Raw genomic sequence first — 23929 nt, 5'->3', positions numbered from 1 at the left:
TCATAAGGCAATCCTGATGGGGTTGTCAGGGCGTTTTTTCTCACCAAAAGCCTTTTTGTAGCGCGATTTGGGACAAGTCGTACGTTCCGCCCTTTATTTGGGGTTTCATAGTTTCAGGGGAATATAAAAAATGATCCTCTTTCCGAAAGGATCATCCAGCAGGCTTACGTCGCGTTTTTATAAATCTTATGCAGGATCTTGCTCAGTGTCTCTTTCTCTTCTTCCGTCATGCCCTGTTGCAGCTGCTTGTTCACTTCCGCCAAATGTGGACGGACCCTCTCACACAATATTCTGCCTTTTTGCGAGATATGAACGCTCACATAACGACGGTCACTCGGACTCGTGACCCGAATGATAAATCCCTTTTTTTCCAGGCTGGAAACCATTCGGGCTACATTCGTTTTGTCTTTTTCGAGCTGCTGCGCAATCTCATTTTGTGTCAGTCCGTCCCGCTCGAGGAGCAATCGCAAAATCAGATGCTGCTCGGGGGCTATTTGATACGGCTCCATTTTCGTTCGCATGAGATTGGTTATTTTTACATCCAGGCGGCGAATAAACAATGCCATTGTCTCGTCAATTTTCATGAAATCACCCACGTCAGAAATTTGTTACAAGTGTAGATGCATTTCGGATAGCCGTCAATGCCAGCTCCAGTCGCTTACCTGCCTTTTTACACAAATGTTTAATCCAAAAAAGGAATGCGGCTCTATACCCCTTTTCCTCCCTGTTACCCGGCAAAACCTCACAAAAAACCAGCAGACCGGACGCCTGCTGGTTTTCTTCATGGGCATGTTTTCATTTTTATTTTCCTGTTTACCCGAGATCAAATACATCGCGGAACCACTCGGCCGAGGCGTTCACTTCCGCAGCAGTGAGCTGATGGCCGTAGTTTGTCCATTGCAGCGCGACCGGGGCACCCGCTCCCTTTAGCAAATGAGACAGCTCCTCCGTTTCCTGTGGGGAACAAATCGGGTCATTCGTACCTGCACCGATAAAGATCGGGACACCAGTCAGATCAGGCAAAGGGATTCCACGCCGCGGAACCATCGGGTGATAAAGAATCGCTCCCTTTAACGCATCTGCGTAATGGAAGAGAAGACTTCCTGCGATATTCGCTCCGTTGGAATAGCCGACAGCCACTAGATTGTCGCGGTCAAACTGGTATTCGAGCGCCGCTTGATCAAGAAAATCATTGAGCTCCTTGGTGCGAAAAATGAGATCCTCTTCGTCAAACACCCCTTCTGCAAGCCGTCGAAAGAAACGCGGCATGCCATTTTCCAGTACATTTCCCCGAACACTGAGCACAGAAGCTTCAGGAGCGATACGCTGCCCCAGCGGAAGCAAGTCGTTTTCGTCTCCGCCCGTGCCATGCAGGAGCAAAAGTGTAGGAGCATCGAGGTTGGTCCCTTGTTTAAACACATGTTTCATTTACTTGTCTCCCTCCAGCACACGTACGGTAATAGGCGTTAACCCCTGCTCGATCTGCGCACGGTAAGGCTCATACCATTCGGGCAGCATCAGTTTCTCCCCTAACTGTTCGAACGCTTCATCTCTTCCAAAGCCTGGAGGATCCGTAGCAATTTCAAAGAGAATCTCGCCGTATTCCCGGAAATAGAGTGCGTTAAAATATTGTCTGTCCACGATGTCTGTTGGATGCAGTCCATACGCTTCCACCTTTTCCCTCCAGCTGCGATGATCGGCATCGTCTTTTGCCCGCCAAGCGATGTGGTGAACCGTCCCCGCTCCGCCTGCTCCTCTTGGCACAGGCTGTGCATTTACATCAATGATGTTGCCCAGATCGCCTACCGAACGGAAACGGACGAGTCCGCCTTCCTCACCGACCTTTTCAAGCCCCAGCAGATTTTGCAGCACTTCCATCGTTTTTTCTGGCTGTACGCTATACAGGATCGCTCCCCCGAAGCCTTTGATCGCTTTCTCGGCAGGAATATTGCCAAACGACCACTTGCTTGGCGCACCTCCTTCGCGCTCAACCAGCTCGAGCTGCAGACCATCCTGATCGGCGAATTGCAGATATGTCTCTCCGAATCGCGTTACCTTGTTATAGGCTACTTCAAATTTGTTCAAACGAACCTCCCAGAAGTCCAGCGTTCCGACCGGAATCAAAAAGGTGGTATAGCCCACCTGTCCTCCCCCAATGCGGCCCTTGCGCGAGGCGGCATAAGGAAAGAAGGTAATAGCGGTTCCCGGACTCCCTGCCTCGTTTCCGAAATAGAGATGATATACTTCAGGCGCATCAAAGTTAATGGTTTTCTTCACCAGTCTCAGTCCGAGCAAACCTGCGTAGAAATCGACGTTCTCCTGTGCATGTCTTACAAAAGCCGTAATGTGGTGGATACCTGCTGTTTGCTGTTTCATTCTTGTTTCCTCCTCTGATTGCCGTTTGATCGGCTTTTATCCTTTGTTCATTTATCTTTAATTAGAGATTTCAAGGAAATGGAGAGCTATTATCCCCACATCCGAAGCTGTCAGCGGATCTATGGCTGTCCCGCCTTTACCCATTTGGCTGTGGTCACGGTTCGCTTTGCCTGATGTTTGACTGCGCCACTGACTGCCTCTGCCATTTTGACTGCCGGCTTTACGTTTGCCATCTTTATCCGCTCCTTATTCCCCTTTTTTCCTTGGCTATGACTTCGTTATCCTTCCCAATCGGGTACGAGATCACCGCACAAATATCCTTTATTCATATATCTTTAATTAGAGATATATCCTCAAAAAAATTTACTTCTTCAAATTGGCTGCTTTCAGACCCGTTTCTTTTAGCAGTTGGATCATTGTATCTTTTTGTTCGGCTGTCAGCCCTTTAAACAGCTTTTCAATAGCTGCACGGTGCTGAGGAAAAATTTCATCCATCAGCTGTTTTCCTGCTTTCGTGATGGAGGCGTAGATGACGCGGCGATCCTCCTGGCTGCTTTTCCGTTCCAGCAATTGTTTAGACTCCAGCTTATCAATCACATAGGTCATGCTACCACTTGCCAACAACACTTTTTTGCCAATATGCTGGATCGGCTGCTCGCCTTTATGATACAACAGCTCGAGCACCATGAATTCCGATGGATTCAGACCGTAGCGCTTCATATCGTCTGTCACGAAGTCGCTGATCGACCGATACGCTCTCGATAAGATCACGAACAGCTTCAGTGACAATTCGTCCGGGTGGCCGTCATCTTTTTTCACAGAACCAAATCCTTTTATAAAATATCTTTAATTCGAGATAATTGTATGATGAATATTTCCCTTTGTCAACCTAGTCGATTGAAAAACATTGTAAATGGCGATTCAAATCAACGCGTAAACGATCATAAATGGAATTTACCTATTCTCCAGTTGCAAACATACGTTCTGTTCGTTATAATCATATTGTGGCAGAAAATGGATGACCATCTCCTGTCCGCAACGAAAAAAACTCGCCGAGGAGCTGAATGTTCATGACCATGCGCTTGACTCCCTATTTGATGATGGATGGCAACGCCAAAGAAGCGATCGAGTTTTACCAGAAAGCACTCGAAGCACAAGTTCTTTTCCTGCAAACCTTTGGGGAAATGCCTGCAAATCCCGAGTATCCTCTGCCAGAAGCTGCACGGGATCGCGTTGGACATGCTACGATTAAAATCGGAGAATCCGAGCTGATGTTTTCGGATACATTCCCAGGACAGCCTGTTCAAATCGGCAACCAAGTCACCATTTGTCTCTCCACCGACTCAGCCGATAAGTCCAGGCAGCTGTTTGAAGCCCTGCAAGAAGGCGGCTCTGTCGTTATGCCTCTGCAAGAAACCCACTTCAGCCCTGGTTATGGCATCGTAACGGACAAGTTCGGCGTAAGCTTCCAAATCTACACGGAAGGTCAGCATCATATGTAATAGCAACGAAACCGAGTCTCCTAGATGGCAGACTCGGTTTTTCTGATTGCTTTCCTTCGTGCTATAGCCATACGCAAGAACGCTCAGACATGGCTGTCGATATCCGTCATCCCGCAGCACGAGCATGCTTGTCCCGTAACGATGTGTTCATCTTCTACGCTCCGTACGTCTTCTACATAGCCGCACCACTGACATGCGAAACGCTCGATCATCCTGTCATTTCGCTCCATCAATGTACCTTCTCTGCCCGGCGCTTTTTTCTTATATGATAGCGTTCTTCCGCATGCTCGTACTGGCTTTTTTCCTCATCGGTCTGGGGAATCACCTGTGGGACTGTCGTCGGTTTCCCTTCGTCATCCAAGGCGATAAAGGTTAAATAAGCTCTCGCTGTCAATCTGCGCTCAGCTGTCAGCAAATTCTCCGACTCTACCTTTACGAAGACTTCCATCGAGGTTTTGTGTACCCACGTCACGTAGGCTTCCAGATTGATCGCTTCACCGGTTTTGATCGGAGCCAAGAAGTCAAAGCTATCGCTTGATACGGTCACTACGGCTCGGCGGCAATGGCGCATGGCTGCTATGCAAGCAATCTTGTCTACGTGCGCCATCACTTTTCCCCCGAAAATCGTATGGAGATGATTCGTATCAGGCGGAAAGACCAGATCGGTCATGACGGTTCTGGATTCACTGACAGTTTTGGATGGATGGTCCATGCTGCTCCCCCTTACGTCTCGTTCTACTCTGCTGCTCTATTTCACTGCCGCCAGCTGGTTGCGCACCAGTTGAGTAGCCTCTACCATGTTTTTGAGCGAAGCGATGGTTTCTTCTTCGCCGCGTGTTTTTAATCCGCAGTCAGGATTGATCCATTACGGCCATCCACAAGTCCTACACCATGAGTCTTATCTTTCAGGAATCCATATATACCGGCAAACCGATCACTTCCGCGTAGTGTTTTACGGAGTCAAAAAAGTTGCTGCTCTTCATTCTGCTCACTCCATATCCCTCCAGCTTATTGATTTTGGACGAAATAGAAAAGGCATTCCCAACCCCTGATAGAAGGTTAGAAATGCCTAAATAAGCAGTGAAAATAAACGTAAGTCTGCCATAGCGATCCTAACACCTCCCTATCTCCCGTAGGTCATCTGGTGCCGTCGAAACAGGCAGGTCTCCTGACTCAAGGCTCATCGTCAGCAACCTGCCTTCCCAATCCATTTGGATCAGTGGCTATTTCGGAGTGCTGACTCCCCTCTTACAGTGGCGGGACCGTGTCGGATTTGCACCGAGCTTCCCTTTTCATCCTTGGCTACATGCGTGTTTGTATCCAAGGAACCTGTTTCCACTTATTCAGTTTTTCAAAATTCATAGCATACATGTCGGAAATCATGTATGGTTATTATCCTAATCGATTTTCTCTGAATACTCCAGTTGTTTTTACAATTTGCTCCGTCTCAGTCGCAGCGAGTTCAATACGACGGAGAGCGAGCTGAATGCCATCGCGATCCCCGCTACCCACGGAGCCAAAAAGCCAATCATCGTCGCTGGAATGGCGACCGTATTGTAAAAGAGCGCCCAAAACAGATTTTGGCGAATGTTTTTCATCGTCTGCTGGCTGAGAAGGAAGGAATGCACAATGCCCGTCAGTTCCCCGTGCATGATGAGCACGTCAGCTGAGTCCTTCGAGATATCCGCTCCTGTACCGAGCGCGATCCCAATGTGGGAAGCCATTAGCGCAGGAGCGTCATTGATCCCATCTCCGACCATTGCCACCGTCTTGCCCCTCTTTTGCAGCTCCTGAATAATCTGGACCTTTTCCCCTGGCAGCTTGCTGGCATAGACGCGACGTATCCCTGCTTGTCTGGCGATACTCCAAGCCGTATGCTCGTTGTCTCCCGTGATGATCATCACGTCTTTTCCAAGCTTTTTCAGCCGTTGCACGGCATGTACAGCATCCTCCTTCAGCGGATCGGACAGGGCAATATAGCCAGCTAGCCGATGGTCGATGGCCACCAGCATCACGATTTTCCCCTCTGTCGCGTGTCCATCCATTCGCTGTTGTACGGGGGTCACGTCAATGTTATGACTGTTCATGAGCTTGGCAGAGCCCACGATGACGGAATGCCCGTTTACACTCGCAATAATTCCGTATCCGGGCAAAGGTGTGAACGAGGTAGGAGCAGGTATGGACACGCCGCGATTTTTCATATACGTGACAATCGCCGCTGCGAGAGGATGCTCGGACGCCGTTTCTGCAGCTGCTACCAAGCGCATAAGCTCTTCCTTTGACCAGCCTAACGTATACATGTCGATCACTTCATGCTTTCCTTTTGTCAGCGTGCCTGTTTTGTCCAAAACGACCGTATCCACCCGCTGCAGTGTCTCCAAATACTTGCCTTGCTTGAATAAAATACCGAGCTGTGCCGCCCGCCCAGATGCTACCAGGATGGACATCGGCGTCGCCAAACCCAAGGCACACGGACAAGCGATGATGAGCACCGCGATGGCCTTCTCGAGCGACTCGCCAAATGCGTGCGACGTGAACACGTAGTACCAGGCCAAAAACGAGATCACGGCTATGCTGATGATGAGCGGCACAAAGATGTCCGTCATTTCGTCTGCCATGCGTTGGATGGGTGCTTTGGACATCTGGGCTTCCTCTACCGTCTTGATGACCTGCGTTAATGCGGTTTCGCTGCCTACCTTTGTCGTTTTCACTTTCAGCCAGCCGTTCTGGTTCAGCGTCGCCCCGATCACCGTTTGACCGCTCCATTTCTCCACCGGCAGGCTCTCTCCCGTAAAAATGGATTGGTCGACCGTGGATTGGCCTTCGATGACGAGGCCGTCCGTAGGAATACGTTCCCCTGGCTTGACGATGAAAATATCGCCGACAACGAGCTCGCTTATGGGCACAGTGGTAACACCTGTCGGGCGTAGCACATTCGCGACCTTCGGCTGTAAATGATGCAGCTGCCGAATGGCGTTTCTGCTACGATCCTTGGCCATGGCCTCCAAGTATTTGCCAAGCAGCAGAAAAGTAAAGATAACCGCACAGGTCTCGTAGTAAAGCGTGAGCTGATGGGTGGACGCTGGCGAGGCCGTAAACGTGAGGTAATGACTGTAAAAAAAGGCGGCCGACGTACTGAGGACGACCAGGACATCCATATTGGCGCTACGGTTCCGGATCGCACTCCAAGCGCCCGCGTAAAAGGGATAGCCGATCCATAGCTGAATGGGAAGCGCCAAGGCGAACTGAAAATAGGGATGTAAAAAGAGGGCAGGTACCCAAATAAACGAGGAAAACGAAAAATGAGACGCCATCCCCCACAAAAAAGGCACGGTGAGGACACTGGAAAACAGGAAGCGGCGAAACAGGTCGTCCTTTTCCGAGTGCGCCTCTCCCTCTTGCTCGGGCTGTGCCTGATAGCCCAGCTTTTCAATCCTCGCGATGATCGCATCGTTGTCAATTTGCTGATCATCATAGGAAACCCGCGCTTTGTTGGTCGCCAGGCTGACCTCTACCTCTATCACACCGTTCGTTTTCGTCAGTATTTTTTCGATCCGAGTCGCACAGGCAGCACAAGTCATTCCTGTGACCTGATAGATTTGCTTCGTGGTCATTCCTTGAACACCCCTTTGTTACGACCGCATGTCCCACTGTAATACGTATGCGTCGTCCAAGGGATTTAGAAATGAAACCAGGCAGATAAACTGCATGGAAGTGCCTTCTTTTGAATACGATTATGGTGCTTGCTGCTTGCAATACAGTGAGAAAGCGGTGATCGTTTGAAACGAGCTTCTGTCCTGTCCATGCTGTTCTTTTCTGCCCTGTTGCTCCTGTCGGCATGCTCTTCACATGCGGGTCACTTGGCTCAGGATACGCCATCATCCCCGCCATCCAGCTCCACTGCGTCATCGGATAGGCTGACCTTTGCGGAATTTTCTCTTTCCATCCAAGTCGCACTGGAGCCTGAAACGCCTAAAATCCTCAAGGAAAATGAACTGCGCATCGTACTTGCTGAAGCGGAGGCTGACCAGTGGAAAACCGCCAAAGTCTCGGTCACCTTGTCGATGCCGAGCATGGATCACGGAGAAGTACAGGTAGCGGCCGAATACATAGAGCCAGGGGCATTCGTTGCAAAGATCATCCCAACGATGATCGGAGAATGGAAAGCGGATATCACGCTGGAGGCAGACGGCAAGTCTTCCACAGTGTCTTACTTGTTTTCCGCCGAGCCTTGATCTCCCCCATCTACCATAGCCAAGGATTTACATGAGGCACCCAGCCGTTGATTACCAGACCGCGCATGATAGACACCACGCCGATATAGACTGCGAGCAGATTGGCGACGACCAAAATCCGGTTGCGCAGCGCTCTGGAAAGAACGACGGAGAACAGGCCGATCAGAAAAAGAGCCGGCAGTGTTCCGAGTCCAAAAAAGGCCAACGTAAGCGCACCTTCTCCCATGCTTCCTGAGGCAGCGGCTTTCATGTGCATCGTATAGGTCAGGCCGCAGGGTAAAAAGCCGAGCAGCAACCCGCTGAAAAAAATCGGGAGGACACCAGGGCGGGATTTTTGTTTGTCCAGCCACTTTTGTACGGGGGACAGCTGCAGGATGGACCATTGGCTAAGCGGCAGCGACACCTTTTTGATGACCCACAGCAGGATCAACAGTCCACCCAGCACGTTGGCGATCCCTTGGAGTCCTACTATCGTTCCCGCTGCATCTACAAACGAGCCGATCAATCCCATGAATGCGCCGACTCCCATATAGGTCAGGACCCGCCCGAGGTTGTACGCCATAACGGTATGCAGCATGGAGGAACGGGACTGCAGGGTCCATGCCGACATAATTCCTCCGCACATACCGATGCAATGAGGGGCGCTAAAGACTCCTGTCAGCGTCAAGAGCAGATAATCATGCAGGCCGAGGTGCATGTGGCGATCCCTACCTTTGCTCGATTGTGTCATCCTCTCTTTTAGTTACTTCAGTTGCTGCGCGATTATGACTAGGGGAACGATTCGAGTGCAGCTGTATAAAAAAAACGAACTGCCAGGGCACACCTGGCAGTTTATGATTTATGCAGAGCTTTATGATGGATACGAGCAAGGCAACGTTTTTCCCATACAAATGCTGTCTTCATTGTCCACGTACGGTTCATATCGATCGATCACTTCATAACCCAGCTTGCCGTACAACGAGACTGCTTCAGGCTGATTGGTGCCTGTCTCCAGAATCGCTCTTCCCTTCCCTTCCTCGACTGCCCATGCCTCGAGAGCCTGGAGTACCTTTTTGGCGACACCCTGCCCCCGTGCTTCCTCTTTCACGTACATTCTTTTGATTTCCACGATCCCTGGTTGGCCTGTATCACGAAAGCAGCCGCATCCCACTGGCTCGCCATCTACATAGGCGACAACGACCTTTGCATCCAATTTGATCACGTTAAACGGCAGATACGATTCTTGAGTATGGGGGTATCGTTGCCAAAGGTCCTGATCAAGCAATTCGATCAACAAGCGAAAATCAGGGTGGTCGGAAGAAGTTCTGGTCAAGCGAACCATGGCCATTCACAGCTCCTTGTCATGGAATCATGACTATCGATTTGCCGTCATTTCATTCGGCTCCTCACCATAGTAGCACGGAAAATTCCCACCGTTCAACCAGTTATGTCAGGGAACCTCACATTACATTTACCTGTCATGGGATTCCTCATCGGCAAGCGCCCGCGCGATCGTAGCCTTGGCCTCCTGGGCAAGCCGCTTATCTCCGTCATCTATGGCTTGCAGCCAAACCAGCATGGGTATGTAAATCGCCATCATACGCGCTAGTCGCTTCGTATCTTCGTCCACTTCCCCGTACTCCGCGAAGAACGTATGGCGTGCTTGCGGCGGCAGAAAGCTGTATCCGATACTCAAGTCCCCGGCAGCGTGACCCACGCTCATATCTCCCCAATCGATAATCCCTGACACATCCCCCTGCTCGTCTACCAGTACGTTTTTAAAATGCAGATCGCCATGTGAAAAAACATGACGCTCCCGAACCGGATCGGTAGACAGCCCATTGAAATAGTCCGCCAGAGCAGCTCGCTCTTTTTCCTCCATCTGGCTGCTCAGACGAGAGAGGCAGACTTGCATCTTTTCCTTTCGCGCAGGGATGTCCATCAGCTTCCGATGGTCTTCGGGGGCACCGTTTTCACGGGCGATCTGGACTGGAAAGGAGTGCAGCCTTCGCAAAAACTGCCCCAGCTTCTTAGCCGATTTCGCCCGCTGCTCATCCGCAAGCTTCTGGGGGAAGCTGCCTTTGACATACGAATACCCTAAAAAAGGCGGAGGATACTCGCTGGTTCCTTTTCCGTAGAAAAGCGGCTTCGGATACGGCAGGGTAAGTAAACCGTCCAGCTTTGGCAAAAGCTTTCCTTCCAAATGAATCAAATCCACTGCAAGCTCCCTTCGCGGAAATCGAAAGACGTACTTGCCGCCAACGAGAAAGACCGTATTGTCCCAGCCATGTCCCAGCCGTTGCAGAGCATAAGCGGATAGCTGGGGAAATTGGCTGTAGATGAGCTGCTGTGCGCTCTCTTCTGAAATATCCCAATCCGGGTCCCATGCATTCTTGTTTGCCACGTATATGCTCCTCCCTTTTCACCGCTACGACCTGATCGGGCAAGAGTCTTACTCCTTTACCTTTGAGACAGTCAAGCCATCGCCAATCGGAATCAACTGGGACTCCAGCTGAGGATGATTCGCCACTGTTTCATTGAACTTCCTCATGATTTCTGTATACCGCGTCGGCATCGCATTGTCAGCTGCTACACTGCCACCGGCAAGCACGTTATCCGCAACGATCAGAGCGCCCGGCTTTGCCAATCGAATGCACGCATGCAGGTAGTTTTCATAATTGTCTTTGTCCGCATCAATAAAGAAAAAATCAAATTGCCGCTTCTCGCTGACGAGCTGCTCCAGGCTTTGCAGTGCGGGTCCAGTCATATAGGTTACCTGCTGCCCAAAGCCAGCCTTTGACAGATTGCGGTTTGCCAGCTCTGCGTATTTTTCCTCCAGCTCCAACGACGTGAGTGTTCCCTCCCCGCCAAAGCCTCTGGCCAGGCATATCCCGCTATAGCCGCCGAGAGCTCCGATTTCCAGCACGTCTTTCGCCCCGGAAATGGAGATCAGCAACGTGAGAAGCTTTCCTGAAGAGGGAGACACCGAGATAGAAGGCATGCCGTTTTCTTTAATGGATGCAACGACTTCCTCCAAAAGAATATCTTGCTTGGAAAACACGGAGTCGATATAGCGATTCACTTGATCCATCCTGTTCCATCCCCTTCTCTCCATGATGGTAAGTCTCATACCCAATTTTATACATAACGCCCTTTTGGGGAAAACTCCCTTTTTGGACTCTCCCTAACAAAACGCCTGATTTTCCGCCGTTTGTAAGAAAATCAGGCGTTTCTTCTATCCATTTATGATTGTTTCGGCTTTTTGATGAACAGCAGCAAGGCAGAGCCAGCAGCTACAGCTTGTGTGGGCCTCGCCTTCGCCTGGACGAAAAAAGCACCGTGCCCAACGCACGATGCTTTTTCTCTCTATTCGCTTACAGCTCCCGCAGCACAGCTCGTACCGGGCTTCCATCCGCCTCGACGAGCGGCAGAGGCAGTGCGATTAATTCATAGTCTCCTGGCTGTACGTCTTCCAGAACGATGCCCTCCAAAATGTGAATGCCATGACGAGTAAGCTCATGGTGAGCAGGCAGCTCCTTGCTGTCGAGTACATCAACAGAAGGAAGATCCAGCCCGATCAGTCGGACGCCATACTGTGCGAGATAGGCAGCCAAGTCTGGCTCCAAATGGGGAATGGTTTGAGGAAACGCCTGTCGGTCTACCCATGCTCCAGTACGGATCAACAGGCGGGTTACCCCTTCCAACTCGACATCTTTCAAATCATCGATCCCAATCGATTGGCTGACAGAAACGTGAACGACACGCGCTGGCCCTACGTACAGCTCCGGGTCCAGGTCAATGACACGCTTTCCCTCATCATCGAAATGATAAGGAGCATCGATATGCGTTCCCGTATGAATGCTCATGACGATTTTGCCCACATTTACAGAACCACTGTCAGCTTTGGTCCATGCCAGCGAATACGAGAACGGCGTATCCCCTGGCCAACCCGCTACGTGGTTATCCAGTCTTTGCGAAATATCGATCAGTCGCTTCAAGGAAAGCCCCTCCCTTACAGTTGCGTGCGCAGACTCCACAGCTCAGGGAAGAAGCGATGATCCAACGCTCTCCTGAGATAGCCTACCCCCGAAGATCCACCTGTGCCAGGCTTTTGCCCGATGATGCGCTCTACGGTATTCATGTGATTAAAACGCCATTGCTGCTGCTGGCTCGCGATGTCCACCAGTTTTTCCGCCAGCTCATACAGGTCCCAGTACTTATTCACATCCCGATAAACGGCCAGCCATGCTTGCTCTACACTTTCGTTCGGCTGATACGCTTCCGCCCAATTGCGGTTCAGGGCAGCTTCATCCACCGGCAATCCCCGGTTTGCCATAGCGGCGATCGCAGCGTCGTAAATGCTTGGCGCATCCAAAAGCTGCTTCATCTTGCTGGACAGCTCCGCTTCGTGCTGATAGACAGAGAGGACGTGTTCATTTTTATGTCCGAGCATAAACTCGATCATGCGGTTTTGATAGGATTGAAAGCCGGAGGAGTATCCCAGCTTGTGACGGAACTGCATGTACTCCGCTGGTGTCAACGTAGAGAGCACATCCCATGACTTGATCAGCTGCTGCTGAATACGGGAAACGCGAGACAGCATTTTGAAAGCCGGTTCCAGCTGATCCTCCTGGATGCTCGCCATCGCAGCTGACAGCTCGTGAAGAATCTGCTTCATCCATAGCTCACTCACCTGATGGATGACGATAAACAGCATTTCATCATGATGATCGGACAGCCTTTTTTGACTTGTCAGCACACGATCCAGCTGCAAGTAATCCCCGTAAGTCATGTCCTTGCCGAAATCGGTATGAATGGTTTTCTCCAGCTCACTGCTGTTTTTCATTTGATTTTCCCCCGATTGTTTGGTCATCCGTACAGGTCTCTCCTTTTTCTAGCCCAATTTAACCGATTGTTTAAACGCTGCTGTCAAGCGCTCCATCCCGATCTTGATCTTTTCCGGATTCGGGTGCGTAAAGTTCAAACGAAGCGTATTCTCTTGAGGATTTTCTACAAAGAAAGGACCACCAGGAATGAACGCAACGCCGTGCTCCAGGACCTGCTTCAGCAGTTCTGTCGCATTGATGCTCTCGTGCACCTTCGCCCAGATAAACATCCCGCCCTTGGGCTCCACCCAGGAAACCAGATTCTCGTCCAAGGTATTTAAATAATCTCGCATAATGCTCATATGCTGATAGTAATTTTTGCTGAGCATCCGAATGTGCGCATCCAGGTCCATGTCACGCAGCAGATAGTACAGCGCTTGCTGGTCCAGAGGGCTCGACATGAGGTCTGCCGCTTCCTTGATCTGAGACATGTATTTGATGACAGCCTCAGGACCCGTCACCCACCCGATGCGCAGGGAGGGTACAACCGTCTTGGAAAAAGAGCTTGTATACACCACTTGTGTTTTCCGTTCGTCCATGGCAGCGATCGGCGTGTACTTTTCCTCCTCATGAAACTGGATGTCCCCGTACGGATCGTCTTCGAGAATCAGTGTATCGTACTTGTACGCCAGCTCCAGCAAAGCAGCTCTCCTCTCTTCGCTCCAGACTTTTCCGTCCGGATTGGAGAAGGTTGGGACAACATAGACGAATTTCGGCTGATGCTGCTTGAGTTTCTGCTCGAGGTCTTCCGGGTACATCCCGTCTTTGTCCCCTTCGACGGCAACCAATTTGGCCTCGTAGGATTCAAATGCCTGTGTCGCAGCCAGGAAGGTTGGGTTCTCCGTCAGCACGACATCGCCCGGTGACAGCATGACGCGGCTCAAGAGATCAATCGACTGCTGCGAACCAGTCGTCAGCAGGATATCCTCTGGCTTGGCCTGAATGCCCTTGGACTTGACTCGCTCACTGATCGCTCCACGCAGCGGCATGTAGCCTGTCGTCATTCCGTACTGCAGGCTTGCGTTGCCGGATGCGAATACTTTTTCGAAGGCCTGCTGGATTTGGGCGGTAGGGAAATAAGGCTCATGCGGGTTTCCTCCCGCAAAGGAGATAACATCGCTCCCCTTTCTTTGGATGATGCCTCCAATCTCGCGGATCGCCGAGGTTTTAAACATTTTGGTCCGGTCAGCAAAACGGTAGCTCATGAGTAGAATCCCCCTTCTATTATGTAAAAGTGTAAATAGTAAGAATATTGGTTTGAGTAGAAAAGTTGGAAATATGATGTGATGTCACTAATATAAAATATATGTGACATGGCGTCAAGTAATGTTGTCAAACGCCCTTGTTCGTCTTTGATTTCCGATCGTAATTAGGTAATATCAGTAATAGATGAGGAAAAATGATCGAAAAGAGGAAGGTACGTGACGAAGATCTCGGAACATATAGACGGTAGAAATCTACGCTCGATCAATACCCGCAAACGATTATTAGCCGCTGGATACGATATATTCATTGAATTCGGATTTCAAAAGGCAACGATCTCCCAAATCATCAAAAAGGCAAAAACCGGCTACGGCACAGCCTACATTCATTTCAGCGGCAAGGACGACCTATTGATCGTGCTGATGGATGATGTCATGAATCGCTTTTACGAGATTGCCAAAATGAGCTTCGAGCCGACATCCAAACAGGAAGCCATCGATATGATCACGATGCAAACCCGCTTATTTCTGGAGAACGCGATCCAGGAGCAGGCCATCATGCAGGTATTTATGGAGGCCATTCGCCATTCGGATAAAGTCCAGGAAAAGTGGATCGAAATCCGGGAAAGCTTCGTCGAGCAGATCGCCAAAGACGTCGCCTACGCTCAGAAGACTGGACTGGCTCGGACCGATCTGGATAACTATTTGGTCGCGAGGAATTGGTTTTCGCTTAACGAATCGCATTTATGGGATATCGTGAATCAGACAAACAAGCATTCTGTAGCTGAGATTACCCATAATATTACGGCGCTTTATACGGGTGGTCTCTATTATTAGAATGGTGAGGGGCGTATCCCCAGTCACACAAAAAAACAAAGAGCAGGCGCTGTAGCTGCCTGCTCTTATCATCCATTCTATGGAGCTTCCTTCCATGGCTGCATAATCCTTTTTATCTGTTGGCTGATCTCTTCCGCCAAGACCTCATACCCTAGCTCCCCAAAATGGAGTCCATCGTTTCTTTTCCCTCGCAATACCTCATGAAGATTCGGCAGTTCCATCATTCTCGTGAACAGATCGAGGTAATGGCTCCCTACCGCTTCGCTCACTTCCCGGACGGCATCGGCGTATTGCTGCATGACTTCATTTGTCCGATACTCCTGTAAACGCTCGTCGATTGGCGCAGGGCTGATCAGGATGACTCTGTTTGGCCCAATACGCGTGACCACTTCCGTGAGATTGGTTCTGAAGTCTGACAGCGGGACCTGCTTGTGAAAGGCCGCATCGTTCGCACCGAAAAACACCGTGACCAGATCGGGATCATGGCGCAAAACGTCACTCTCTACCCGCTCCCGTGCCTGAAACGTATTGTTGCCTGGCACGCCAGCATTTACAACTTCCCATTCCGCACCCAATTTTTGTTCCAGCAGGATCGACAACAAGGGACGGTCATGGCCTTCTGTCCTCGCCGTTAAACTGTCTCCAAAGCAGACGACTTTCATGGATAATGGGTCCCCTTTCCGCAGCCAGCAAAATGTCTAGTTTCGAGCAGAGAACGAATACTTTTTGTACTCGTACTGGTCAGGCGGCCCGATCGCGATCCACAAATGCCCTTTGGCAGGCTCCGCAATCACGGAGGCAAAGGTAATGATATCCGTCGCCCTCTCTCCTGGTGCCTGCATGCCCTCGTCTCCCTCGATTTGGCAAAGGCAATGCGGATAGCTTCCACGGTCACGCAAAATATCCTGCATCACTTCGGCATTCAGCTTGCCGCGGTTCGCTTCCAGCAGCTCCGTCATTCGGGAAATGCGGACGCGGGAATTCTCCAGCTCAATGCCTGTTAAGCGTTCCTCGTCCAGCAGCTGGGGACTAATGAAATGATTGGAGTGAGCCAGGATGCCATTTTTTGCCTCGATGCGGGAGATTCTGGACGGGATTGTTTCCACATCGACGATTCCGCCTTGTTTGTCCAGCATGATGAGGTTGCGCGAAGAGGCGCGATAGAGACTATCTACGAGCTCCACCGCTTCTGCTGCCGTGCTGCGTGTCAATGCCAGTTTCGTAAAGAAGTACCGGGGGAATCCTACTCGCCACCCCTCACACGTCAAGAAGTTGCCGAATGCCCCCACTCCTGCATCGTTAATCCCAATAAAGGAGATTTGACCCGCAGGTGTCAGCATGAGGGTCGCAGGCCCTTCATCGGGGATCGACTCGATCACGACACTCAGCTCACCGTAAAAAGCAGGCAGATCGGCATTTTGACCGATGAGCGGCGAGCCGTCTGCTGTCGCTTCTGCGGCTACCGCGAACGTCGTGCACTCAGTCTGATTGGTTTGAAAAATTTTATTCAGCTCGGCCCGAACCTGCAAAAGGTAAGCTTCTCCCAGAGAGATCCCTGCTCCTTCTGCCAAACCCTGAATTTCTTCGTCGAATTGCGGCGCATATTTGATCACATAGCTCCGATACTGCAGGGCAGCCTCTGTCACTTCTTCCCGTGTGGAAACATTGTATTTTCTACGTAGACGTTCGGTAGCCAGCTCCAGATTTTTCAGGACCAGCTCTCTGCACGCTTCTCCGTGCTGCCGGCCGATTTGACGATAGGTTCCCTGAAAACGATAGAACGGAAAGCTTTGAGTAGAACGGGTAGATAGGTTCCGAGACTTTGATTCGCTCATCATGGTTCTCTCCTTTGTTGATGAATGAAGACTATCATTCAGCTTCTATTGGGAAATGGCAGGCCGCTACCTGCCCCCCTCCGTATGCCATAAGCTCGGGTGACTTCGTCTCGCAGACAGGCTGGGCGTAGGGACAGCGCGTATGAAAGTGACAGCCAGACGGTGGAGCCGCCGGATTCGGTAAATCTCCCTGTAAAATGATCCGTTCCTTTCGCAGCAACGGGTCTGGAATCGGTACAGCAGATAGCAAAGCTTTGGTGTACGGATGCTTGGGGCTGGCAAACAGCGTGTCTCGATCCGCCAGCTCCACGATTCTCCCCAGGTACATCACGGCGATCCGATCACTGATATGCTTGACCGCCGGCAATCCATGGGCGATAAAAATGTACGTCAGGCCCAGCTCGTTTTGCAGCTTTCGGAGCAGATTCAATATTTGCGATTGAATCGATACATCCAATGCCGATACGGCTTCATCACAGACAATGATCTTTGGATTTAGAGCCAGGGCACGGGCAATTCCGATGCGTTGCCGCTGACCGCCACTGAACTCATGCGGATGCCGGGAGAGATGGTGCGTATCCAGCCCGACGAGCCGCAGCAGCTCCACTACCTTTTCTCTGCGCTCTTTTTTGCTGTACCGTTCAAAGATTTTCAAAGGTTCTCCCACAATATCCTCGACTCGCATGCGAGGATTCAAGGAGGAGTATGGGTCCTGAAAGATCATTTGCAAATTTCGCCGCGCCTGCTTCAGCTCGGACTTCCCCAGGGTCGAGACGTCCTTGCCCTGAAACCAGATCTCTCCTTCGGTTGGCTCCAAGAGCTGCAGGATCAGCTGTCCAACAGTCGATTTTCCGCAGCCCGACTCCCCCACGATTCCTAGCGTCTCGCCTTGTTGTACGGTAAAATCCAGACCGTCTACTGCTCGTACATAGCCGACTTCTGAGGAAAGCATCCCTTTTTTAAAGGGATAGTATTTTTTCAATCCTTTGACTTCCAATAACGGAGCCGTATCTAGCGCCATTGCCGATCACCTCCCTATGTATGCAAGCAGCGAACCAGATGATTGGCACGATACTCTTCCAGCTGCGGCTTGATCTGTGTGCATTCGACCGTCGCCTTCGGGCAGCGTGGGTGGAAAGCACAGCCCTTTGGCATCTCGAGTGGATTCGGAACAGAGCCGGTAATCGAGTCCAATTCCTCGAGCTGCTCATCCATTTTCGGCAGCGATTTCATGAGTCCCGTCGTGTACGGATGCTGTGGATTCGCGAATAAATCAAAAACCGAAGCATCCTCCACCACTTCTCCGGCGTACATCACGACGACCCGATCAGCCATCTCCGCCACCACTCCCAGGTCATGCGTGATGAGGATGACCCCTGTTTGATACACTTTGTTCAGCGATTTCATTAATTCCAAAATTTGTGCCTGTATCGTTACGTCCAGCGCTGTCGTCGGCTCGTCTGCGATGAGCAGAGCCGGGTTACACGCCAGTGCCATCGCGATCATGACCCGCTGCCGCATACCGCCAGACAGCTGATGCGGAAAATAGCCTACGACCCGCTCCGGATTGGGTATGCCCACTCTCTCCAGCATCGCGATGCTTTTTTGCCTCGCTTGCTTCTTATCCAGCCTTTCATGGATGCGAAATACTTCACCCAGTTGATTTTCGATGGTAAATACGGGGTTCAACGACGACATCGGCTCCTGAAAAATCATCGAGATCTTGTTCCCGCGCAGTTTCCTCATCTCTTTTTTGCCCAGCTTCAACAGATCCTGGCCTTCAAACAGAATCTCTCCGCCGACTACCTCTCCGGGAGACGCGACCAGCCTCATAATAGACAGCGAGGTCACGCTTTTTCCACAGCCGGATTCCCCTACGATCGCGAGCGTCTCCCCTCTGGATACGGAAAACGACACGCCATTCACAGACGGTACGACGCCATCTTCTGTTTTAAAATGTGTCTGCAGGTTGGTGACTTCCAACAATTTGTGCTGCACTCGTTTCCCCCCTCCCTATTTCGAGCCTTTTGCCTTCATTTTTGGATCGAGTACATCGCGGATCCAGTCTCCCAAAAAGATGATTCCCAGCACCGTAACGGTAATGGCTATGCCAGGAAAGGTAGCGACCCACCAGCTCGTCGCCAGATACTGCCTGCCATCACTGAGCATGCCTCCCCAGGAAACAGTCGGGGGCTGGACGCCTAGACCCAGAAAGCTGAGTGAGGCTTCCGAGATGATCGCTGCCGCGACGCTAATCGTAGAGACGACGATAAAGGACGAGGTCACATTCGGCAGGATATGCGTGAAAATAATGCGGGCATCACTAGCCCCGACTGTGCGGGAGGCTTTTACGAAGTCGCGCTCCTTCATACTGAGCACTTCTCCGCGGATGATGCGGGCGTACTTGACCCAGTTGGTGATCCCTAGTGTAAAGATCAGTGTTCCGAGGCTTGGCCCCATGACAAACAGGATGATCAGCATGAGCAGCATACTCGGTATGGCAAGAAAGGCATCGACGGTTCGCATGATGATGGCGTCGATCCATCCGCCGTAATAGCCGGAGACCAGCCCCAGCACGCCGCCGATCGCTCCTGCCAGCATGACCGCGAAAATACCTACGATCAGGGAAACCTGTGAACCGTATATAATGCGGCTTAAAACGTCGCGCCCCAAATTGTCCGTGCCCAGCGGATAGTCCGGGCTCCCCTTTTCCAGCCACATCGGCGGGAGCAGGCGCTTGGAAACATTCGTTTTCACAGGGTCATGCGGGGCGATCGCTCCTGCAAAAACAGCCACGAAGACAATCGCTGCCATGATCAGCAGGCCGATTGTTCCCACCTTGCTTTTCCACAGCAGGCGAAAAAAGCGCGCTAGACTTCCCGATTTTTTTCTCTCACGAACGGTCACGATTTGTGCAGTCTCAGTTTGAATTGGTGTCGTCACAGTTACACCCCTTTACTTGTACTTGATGCGAGGATCCAGGAGTCGGTACAAAATATCAGCGATCAGGTTGCCCAAGATCACGATGAACGCGACGACAAAGATGGATGCCTGCACGATCGCCATATCACGGCCATTTACCGCTTGGACAATCAGCAGCCCCATCCCCGGCCAGGCAAAGATCGTTTCAGAGATCAAGGCTCCCCCAATCAGGGCAGAGGATTGCAGGGCCATAATCGTCACAACGGGGATCAAGGAGTTGCGAAAGGCATGCTTGCACACGACCAGGGTTTCAATCAAGCCTTTGCTGCGCGCGGTCCGAATGTAATCCTGACCCAAAATATCGAGCATGCTGGAGCGAATCAGCCTCGTCGTTTCCGCTGCGATCCCGACACCCAAGGTCAAGGCCGGCAAAATCAAATGCTCAAACGTTCCTCTGCCGGATACGGGCGCGATTTTCATCCGAACGGCAAACAGCAGGATCAGCATGATGCCCAGCCAGAAATGCGGAATGGCTTTTCCCAATGCAGACGCACCCGTGATGAAGATATCCAGATACGAATTGCGCTTCACAGCGGATAATATCCCCAGCGGAACGGAAATCAGCGTCGCGATGATCATCGAAGCGATCGCAAGCTCGAAGCTCGCGGGCAGCCGCTCCAAAATGATCGGCAGCGCCGGGAGGTTGTAGCGATACGAGGTTCCGAAGTCTCCCTGCAGCAGGTCCCCCATGAATTTGATGTATTGGACGTAGATTGGCTGGTCCAGTCCGAGCGCTCTCGTGAGAACCATTCGATCCTCATCGGATGCTGTTTCTGGCAGCATGAGCGCGACCGGATCGCCTGTCACACGCACCAGAATGAAAACGATCAAAGAGATTAAGAGCAGCACGGGAATGATCTGGAGCACAGATTTGATTAGATAATTTCTCACGACTTCACCTCCGCGATGATGTAATAGGGAAAAGGAGCTCATGAAAGCCTCCTTTTCCCCGAAACCTTCCTCTTATTTCAGCGTTATTTCATCGACATACAGCATTTCGTCTACGCGAGGCTTATAGGCGATGCGATCGTTCACTCCGTAGGTAGAGTCCATTTGCAGCAGGTAAATTTGCGGAAGCTCTTTCGCAACAATCTCCTGGATTTTCTCGAATTGCTTCAATCTTTCTGTCGGATTCATATTTTGGCTCGCTGCTTTGTACAGTGCCTCGACCTCAGGATTCGTGTAATCCGTACGATCCTTCGTTCTGGCAAGCGTTACGCGATCCAGCGCCAGCGCTGCGTCAAACATGGAGTTTCCATAGGCGACCATGAACAGCTCGTCCATTTTGCGCGCCGACAGTCTTTCGTTGAAGGCGCTCCATTCCATCAGCTCGAGCTTCACGCGAAAGCCTACCTCTGTCAGCATCGCGGTAACCAGCTCAGCTGTTTCTTTATCCTTCAGGTAGCGTCCGCTCGGAGCTGTGAAGGTCACGTCCACGCCGTTTGCATATCCGGCTTCTGCCAACAGCTGTTTGGCGCGTTCTGGATCGTAGTTGTATTTGTTGTACAGCCCGATATGCGCGCCGAAGTTTCCTGGTGTCACGCGGGTTTGTGTCGGTGTTCCTTTACCTGCGTACAGATTGTCGATAATCGCTTTCTCATCGATCGCCAGGTCAATCGCTTCACGAACACGCGGATCCGCCGTCACTCTGCCTGGGGTTACTCGCACTTCCATCGTCATGACGCGCTGACTCGGTCCTGTAATCACGCTTGTCCCTTCATTGCTCTCGATGCGCTCTTCGTCACTTGGGGGAATGTTCAGGGCGACATCGATTCCACCGGTCATCAGTTCCGCTACCCGCGTAGAATCTTCTTGGATTACGCGGAAAATGACTTTGTCCCATTTCGGCATGTCTCCGAAGTACCCATCGTTTTTCGTCAGGACGAGGCGATCATCGCGCTTCCACTCCTGGAACTTGTACGGTCCGGTTCCTACCGGATTTTTCAGGAACTCTTCCCAGCCCTTTTCAGCGATGTATTTGGAAGGAAGCATGCTGGAACCACTGCGGGACAGTCTATTGAGAAGAATCGGGTCGGCATTTTTGGTAATGACATCTACGGTGTGATCGTCGACGACCTTCACTTCTTGGATTTCATCGTAATTGGAGTGCTCAGAGAGCTTCTCGTCTTTTGCCACACGCTCCAGCGTGAACTTGACGTCGGCAGCTGTGAACGGATCGCCGTTTTGGAACTTCACGCCTTGACGGAGCTTGAATCGCCATGTGGTTGGATTGACGTTTTCCCAGGATTCCGCCAGATCGGGAACAAACTTGCCTTCCGCGTCGTGCTTGAGCAGGTAGTTGAAGATATTCACATGGATGGCTTCTGTCGAGGCACTGCTGTGGTCATGAATGTCGAAGCTCAGCATGTCACTGCCGTTCGCGATGGTTAATACTTTTTCCGCCGTAGCGTTATTCGTGGTGGACGCTGCAGGTGCTGCATTTTGTCCCGGTGCAGGAGTGGAGGTTTGCGAGCCACAGCCCGTCAAAACCAGGGTGAAAGCAAACGTGGAAGCCAACAAGAAACGCGACATTTGATTTTTCATACTTGCCCCCTCTTTTTATAAAAGACCGAATATTCAGCTAATAAATCAGACTTGATCGGCTGCTAGGCCCACTCATGTATCACGGTTGCCGCCATCTTGATTCCATCCAGATAATCTTTGATCAAAATATTTTCGTTCGGCGCATGCTTACGAGAATCCGGATTGCCTACCCCGAAGCCGATTGCTGGGATCCCCAGCTGCTGACAGAGCGCGTACATCGGTCCCGAGCCTGGATTCATCAAGATGACTCGCGGCGGAATTCCTTTCATTTTTGAAGCCGCTTGCATGACCTTTTTTACGAGAGGATGATCGGGATCTGTCTTGGCAGCTTGCGTTCCTTCGTTGGCGATAATCTCGATATCCTGGAAGCCGTGGCGATCCAAATGGTTGCGTAGATGCTGCAAAATTTCCTTTGGCACCTGATTGGGTACGAGGCGGAAATCGATCTTCACCCACGCTTCTGAAGGGAGTACCGTCTTGGAGCCTTTCCCTGTATAGCCGGATTCAATCCCGCAGATATTGCAGGTCGGTTGAAAAACCAGCTTTTCTCTCAGCTCATTCCCTCGCAGATCGCGTATGAAGCGATCCAGACCCAAACGCGCCAGCATCTCCTCGTCTTCGAGATCCATCTGCTCGAGAATCTCTTTTTCTCCCTCTGTCGGTTTGGCGACTTTGTCATAGAAATGCTCGATCAGAACCTCATCGCGGTCGTTTTTCAGCGTATTCAGCGCCCAAACCAGCCGCCAAGCCGGATTTTCGATGATGCTCGCCTGGGAGGAATGCAGGTCCGTGTTGGCTCCCTTTGCTACCAGCTTCACGAAGAGGAGACCCTTGTTGCCCAGCTTAACCTCAAAGCTGCCATCGTTATTGACGAAGCCATTTTCCCAAATACACAGATCGGCCTGCAGAAGCTCGGGCTGTGTAGCTGCAAGATGCTTGATGTGCCGACTGCCGCCTGATTCCTCCTCCCCTTCTATCAGGAATTTGATGTTCACAGGCAGCCTTCCATACACTTTTTGATAGGCATGAACGGCGCAGATCCGGGCCATCAAGGCACCCTTGTTGTCAGCTGAGCCCCTCGCAATCAATTTGCCCTCGCGAATTTCCGCTGCGAATGGCGGGCTCTCCCACAGCTCGATCGGGTCCTCCGGCTGCACGTCGTAGTGATTGTAAAAGGAAATCGTGCTCTCCTTATCACGAGAGGTTTGACCGTACACCACCGGCTGTTGACCGGGCATATCCAAGATCTCTGCAGGCACCCCTGCTTCAGATAAGTATTGTTTAACCACCTCCGCGGTTTCTTTCATCGATTGGTCACACGTGGAGACACTGGGGAGCTTGCATAAATCCTGCAGCCACTGTACGTACATCTCTTTGTTTTCATCAATATAGCGATAGACTTGCTCCATTTCTGCCTCCAGCTTCGTGGATATAATTTTGTAAATTCTGATTACTGAAGATTATATGATGCCACTCATGATAGGTAAAATTAATAAATTCGCGAGTTGTTCCAAAAAAACTCTTATCAATTGTGGTAGAGTGAGAATTGAC

Annotated in this window: 25 protein-coding genes, 2 pseudogenes and 1 riboswitch; of the genes and pseudogenes, 3 read left to right on the top strand and 24 right to left on the bottom strand. The window is 51.1% G+C overall.

All coding sequences use genetic code 11. The features are described 5' to 3' along the window. Positions 1 to 164: 164 nt before the first annotated feature. The 5 genes and pseudogenes from EDM59_RS21425 to EDM59_RS21405 all read right to left on the bottom strand — a co-directional run bounded on the left by EDM59_RS21425 (position 165) and on the right by EDM59_RS21405 (position 3195). Positions 165 to 584 (bottom strand): MarR family winged helix-turn-helix transcriptional regulator, encoded by a 420-nt coding sequence (locus tag EDM59_RS21425; RefSeq protein ID WP_122925482.1) that lies wholly within the window; start codon positions 582 to 584, stop codon positions 165 to 167. A 229-nt stretch (positions 585 to 813) separates the two neighbouring features. Beyond that, positions 814 to 1428 carry an alpha/beta hydrolase gene (locus EDM59_RS21420; RefSeq protein ID WP_122925481.1) on the bottom strand — a complete coding sequence of 205 codons (615 nt, stop codon included), beginning with the start codon at positions 1426 to 1428 and terminating at the stop codon, positions 814 to 816. Then, entirely contained in the window at positions 1429 to 2376 is a 948-nt protein-coding gene (locus EDM59_RS21415) for a ring-cleaving dioxygenase (protein WP_122925480.1), read from the bottom strand. A gap of 119 nt (positions 2377 to 2495) precedes the next feature. Then, positions 2496 to 2585 (bottom strand): annotated as a pseudogene (locus tag EDM59_RS21410) (NAD(P)H:quinone oxidoreductase, type IV); the annotation flags it as partial. Positions 2586 to 2739: 154 nt separating this feature from the next. After that, positions 2740 to 3195, bottom strand: a complete 456-nt coding sequence (locus EDM59_RS21405; RefSeq protein ID WP_246011170.1) for a MarR family winged helix-turn-helix transcriptional regulator — start codon at positions 3193 to 3195, stop codon at positions 2740 to 2742. Positions 3196 to 3446: 251 nt separating this feature from the next. Here EDM59_RS21405 and EDM59_RS21400 point away from each other — a divergent pair, with 251 nt between their 5' ends. Then, positions 3447 to 3878, top strand: a complete 432-nt coding sequence (locus EDM59_RS21400) for a VOC family protein (RefSeq protein WP_122925479.1) — start codon at positions 3447 to 3449, stop codon at positions 3876 to 3878. Between the two features lie 83 nt (positions 3879 to 3961). On the opposite strand, the gene EDM59_RS31175 is transcribed toward EDM59_RS21400, so the two are convergent. The 4 genes and pseudogenes from EDM59_RS31175 to EDM59_RS21385 all read right to left on the bottom strand — a co-directional run bounded on the left by EDM59_RS31175 (position 3962) and on the right by EDM59_RS21385 (position 7492). Next, positions 3962 to 4108 (bottom strand): hypothetical protein, encoded by a 147-nt coding sequence (locus EDM59_RS31175; protein WP_183192996.1) that lies wholly within the window; start codon positions 4106 to 4108, stop codon positions 3962 to 3964. Further along, positions 4108 to 4590 carry an acyl-CoA thioesterase gene (locus tag EDM59_RS21395; protein ID WP_122925478.1) on the bottom strand — a complete coding sequence of 161 codons (483 nt, stop codon included), beginning with the start codon at positions 4588 to 4590 and terminating at the stop codon, positions 4108 to 4110. The genes EDM59_RS31175 and EDM59_RS21395 overlap by 1 nt, the downstream gene beginning before the upstream one ends. Positions 4591 to 4626: 36 nt before the next feature. Further along, positions 4627 to 4743, bottom strand: a pseudogene (locus EDM59_RS31795) (hypothetical protein); the annotation flags it as partial. Between the two features lie 276 nt (positions 4744 to 5019). Continuing rightward, positions 5020 to 5226: riboswitch (cobalamin riboswitch) on the bottom strand. An 82-nt stretch (positions 5227 to 5308) separates the two neighbouring features. Then, entirely contained in the window at positions 5309 to 7492 is a 2184-nt protein-coding gene (locus EDM59_RS21385; protein ID WP_122925477.1) for a heavy metal translocating P-type ATPase, read from the bottom strand. Between the two features lie 165 nt (positions 7493 to 7657). Between EDM59_RS21385 and EDM59_RS21380 the strand changes: the two genes are divergently transcribed. Continuing rightward, the gene (locus EDM59_RS21380) at positions 7658 to 8113 is read left to right on the top strand and encodes a FixH family protein (RefSeq protein ID WP_122925476.1); all 456 of its coding nucleotides are present in this window, start codon (positions 7658 to 7660) and stop codon (positions 8111 to 8113) included. Positions 8114 to 8123: 10 nt separating this feature from the next. On the opposite strand, the gene EDM59_RS21375 is transcribed toward EDM59_RS21380, so the two are convergent. From EDM59_RS21375 to EDM59_RS21345, 7 genes are all read right to left on the bottom strand, one after another. Further along, the gene (locus tag EDM59_RS21375; RefSeq protein ID WP_246011168.1) at positions 8124 to 8843 is read right to left on the bottom strand and encodes a sulfite exporter TauE/SafE family protein; all 720 of its coding nucleotides are present in this window, start codon (positions 8841 to 8843) and stop codon (positions 8124 to 8126) included. A 120-nt stretch (positions 8844 to 8963) separates the two neighbouring features. After that, complete coding sequence (locus EDM59_RS21370; RefSeq protein ID WP_122925474.1) at positions 8964 to 9440, bottom strand: GNAT family N-acetyltransferase; 477 nt, start codon at positions 9438 to 9440, stop codon at positions 8964 to 8966. 123 nt (positions 9441 to 9563) lie between these two features. Further along, positions 9564 to 10496 (bottom strand): phosphotransferase, encoded by a 933-nt coding sequence (locus EDM59_RS21365; protein WP_122925473.1) that lies wholly within the window; start codon positions 10494 to 10496, stop codon positions 9564 to 9566. A gap of 48 nt (positions 10497 to 10544) precedes the next feature. Further along, positions 10545 to 11183 carry an O-methyltransferase gene (locus EDM59_RS21360; protein WP_122925472.1) on the bottom strand — a complete coding sequence of 213 codons (639 nt, stop codon included), beginning with the start codon at positions 11181 to 11183 and terminating at the stop codon, positions 10545 to 10547. A 283-nt stretch (positions 11184 to 11466) separates the two neighbouring features. Beyond that, a complete protein-coding gene (kynB, locus tag EDM59_RS21355) occupies positions 11467 to 12090 on the bottom strand; it encodes an arylformamidase (protein WP_122925471.1) in 624 nt (207 codons plus the stop codon). Between the two features lie 14 nt (positions 12091 to 12104). Next, positions 12105 to 12965, bottom strand: a complete 861-nt coding sequence (kynA, locus tag EDM59_RS21350; protein ID WP_122925470.1) for a tryptophan 2,3-dioxygenase — start codon at positions 12963 to 12965, stop codon at positions 12105 to 12107. 21 nt (positions 12966 to 12986) lie between these two features. Further along, complete coding sequence (locus EDM59_RS21345; protein ID WP_122925469.1) at positions 12987 to 14183, bottom strand: aminotransferase-like domain-containing protein; 1197 nt, start codon at positions 14181 to 14183, stop codon at positions 12987 to 12989. A gap of 225 nt (positions 14184 to 14408) precedes the next feature. On the opposite strand from EDM59_RS21345, the gene EDM59_RS21340 reads away from it, so the two are divergent. After that, on the top strand, positions 14409 to 15017 hold the full coding sequence (locus EDM59_RS21340; protein WP_122925510.1) for a TetR/AcrR family transcriptional regulator: 609 nt from the start codon (positions 14409 to 14411) through the stop codon (positions 15015 to 15017). A gap of 77 nt (positions 15018 to 15094) precedes the next feature. Here the strand turns inward: EDM59_RS21340 and EDM59_RS21335 are convergent, their stop codons facing one another. The 8 genes from EDM59_RS21335 to EDM59_RS21300 all read right to left on the bottom strand — a co-directional run bounded on the left by EDM59_RS21335 (position 15095) and on the right by EDM59_RS21300 (position 23787). Beyond that, entirely contained in the window at positions 15095 to 15679 is a 585-nt protein-coding gene (locus tag EDM59_RS21335; protein WP_122925468.1) for an SGNH/GDSL hydrolase family protein, read from the bottom strand. Between the two features lie 36 nt (positions 15680 to 15715). After that, a complete protein-coding gene (locus EDM59_RS21330) occupies positions 15716 to 16855 on the bottom strand; it encodes a C45 family autoproteolytic acyltransferase/hydrolase (protein ID WP_246011166.1) in 1140 nt (379 codons plus the stop codon). A gap of 31 nt (positions 16856 to 16886) precedes the next feature. Then, positions 16887 to 17873, bottom strand: coding sequence for an ABC transporter ATP-binding protein (locus tag EDM59_RS21325; RefSeq protein WP_122925466.1), 987 nt, complete (start codon positions 17871 to 17873; stop codon positions 16887 to 16889). Between the two features lie 14 nt (positions 17874 to 17887). Further along, the gene (locus tag EDM59_RS21320) at positions 17888 to 18850 is read right to left on the bottom strand and encodes an ABC transporter ATP-binding protein (RefSeq protein WP_122925465.1); all 963 of its coding nucleotides are present in this window, start codon (positions 18848 to 18850) and stop codon (positions 17888 to 17890) included. Positions 18851 to 18865: 15 nt separating this feature from the next. Next, positions 18866 to 19795: an ABC transporter permease gene (locus EDM59_RS21315; RefSeq protein ID WP_122925464.1), complete on the bottom strand. Its 930-nt coding sequence runs from the start codon at positions 19793 to 19795 to the stop codon at positions 18866 to 18868. 12 nt (positions 19796 to 19807) lie between these two features. Further along, a complete protein-coding gene (locus EDM59_RS21310; RefSeq protein WP_425456013.1) occupies positions 19808 to 20767 on the bottom strand; it encodes an ABC transporter permease in 960 nt (319 codons plus the stop codon). Between the two features lie 30 nt (positions 20768 to 20797). After that, positions 20798 to 22378 carry an ABC transporter substrate-binding protein gene (locus tag EDM59_RS21305; RefSeq protein ID WP_122925463.1) on the bottom strand — a complete coding sequence of 527 codons (1581 nt, stop codon included), beginning with the start codon at positions 22376 to 22378 and terminating at the stop codon, positions 20798 to 20800. A gap of 62 nt (positions 22379 to 22440) precedes the next feature. After that, the gene (locus tag EDM59_RS21300) at positions 22441 to 23787 is read right to left on the bottom strand and encodes a M20/M25/M40 family metallo-hydrolase (protein WP_122925462.1); all 1347 of its coding nucleotides are present in this window, start codon (positions 23785 to 23787) and stop codon (positions 22441 to 22443) included. Positions 23788 to 23929: the final 142 nt, after the last annotated feature.

This window comes from Brevibacillus nitrificans (assembly GCF_003710965.1).
Lineage (GTDB): Bacteria > Bacillota > Bacilli > Brevibacillales > Brevibacillaceae > Brevibacillus > Brevibacillus centrosporus.
Note: the sequence above shows the minus strand (reverse complement) of the source record. Positions and strands in the feature narration are given on the sequence as shown.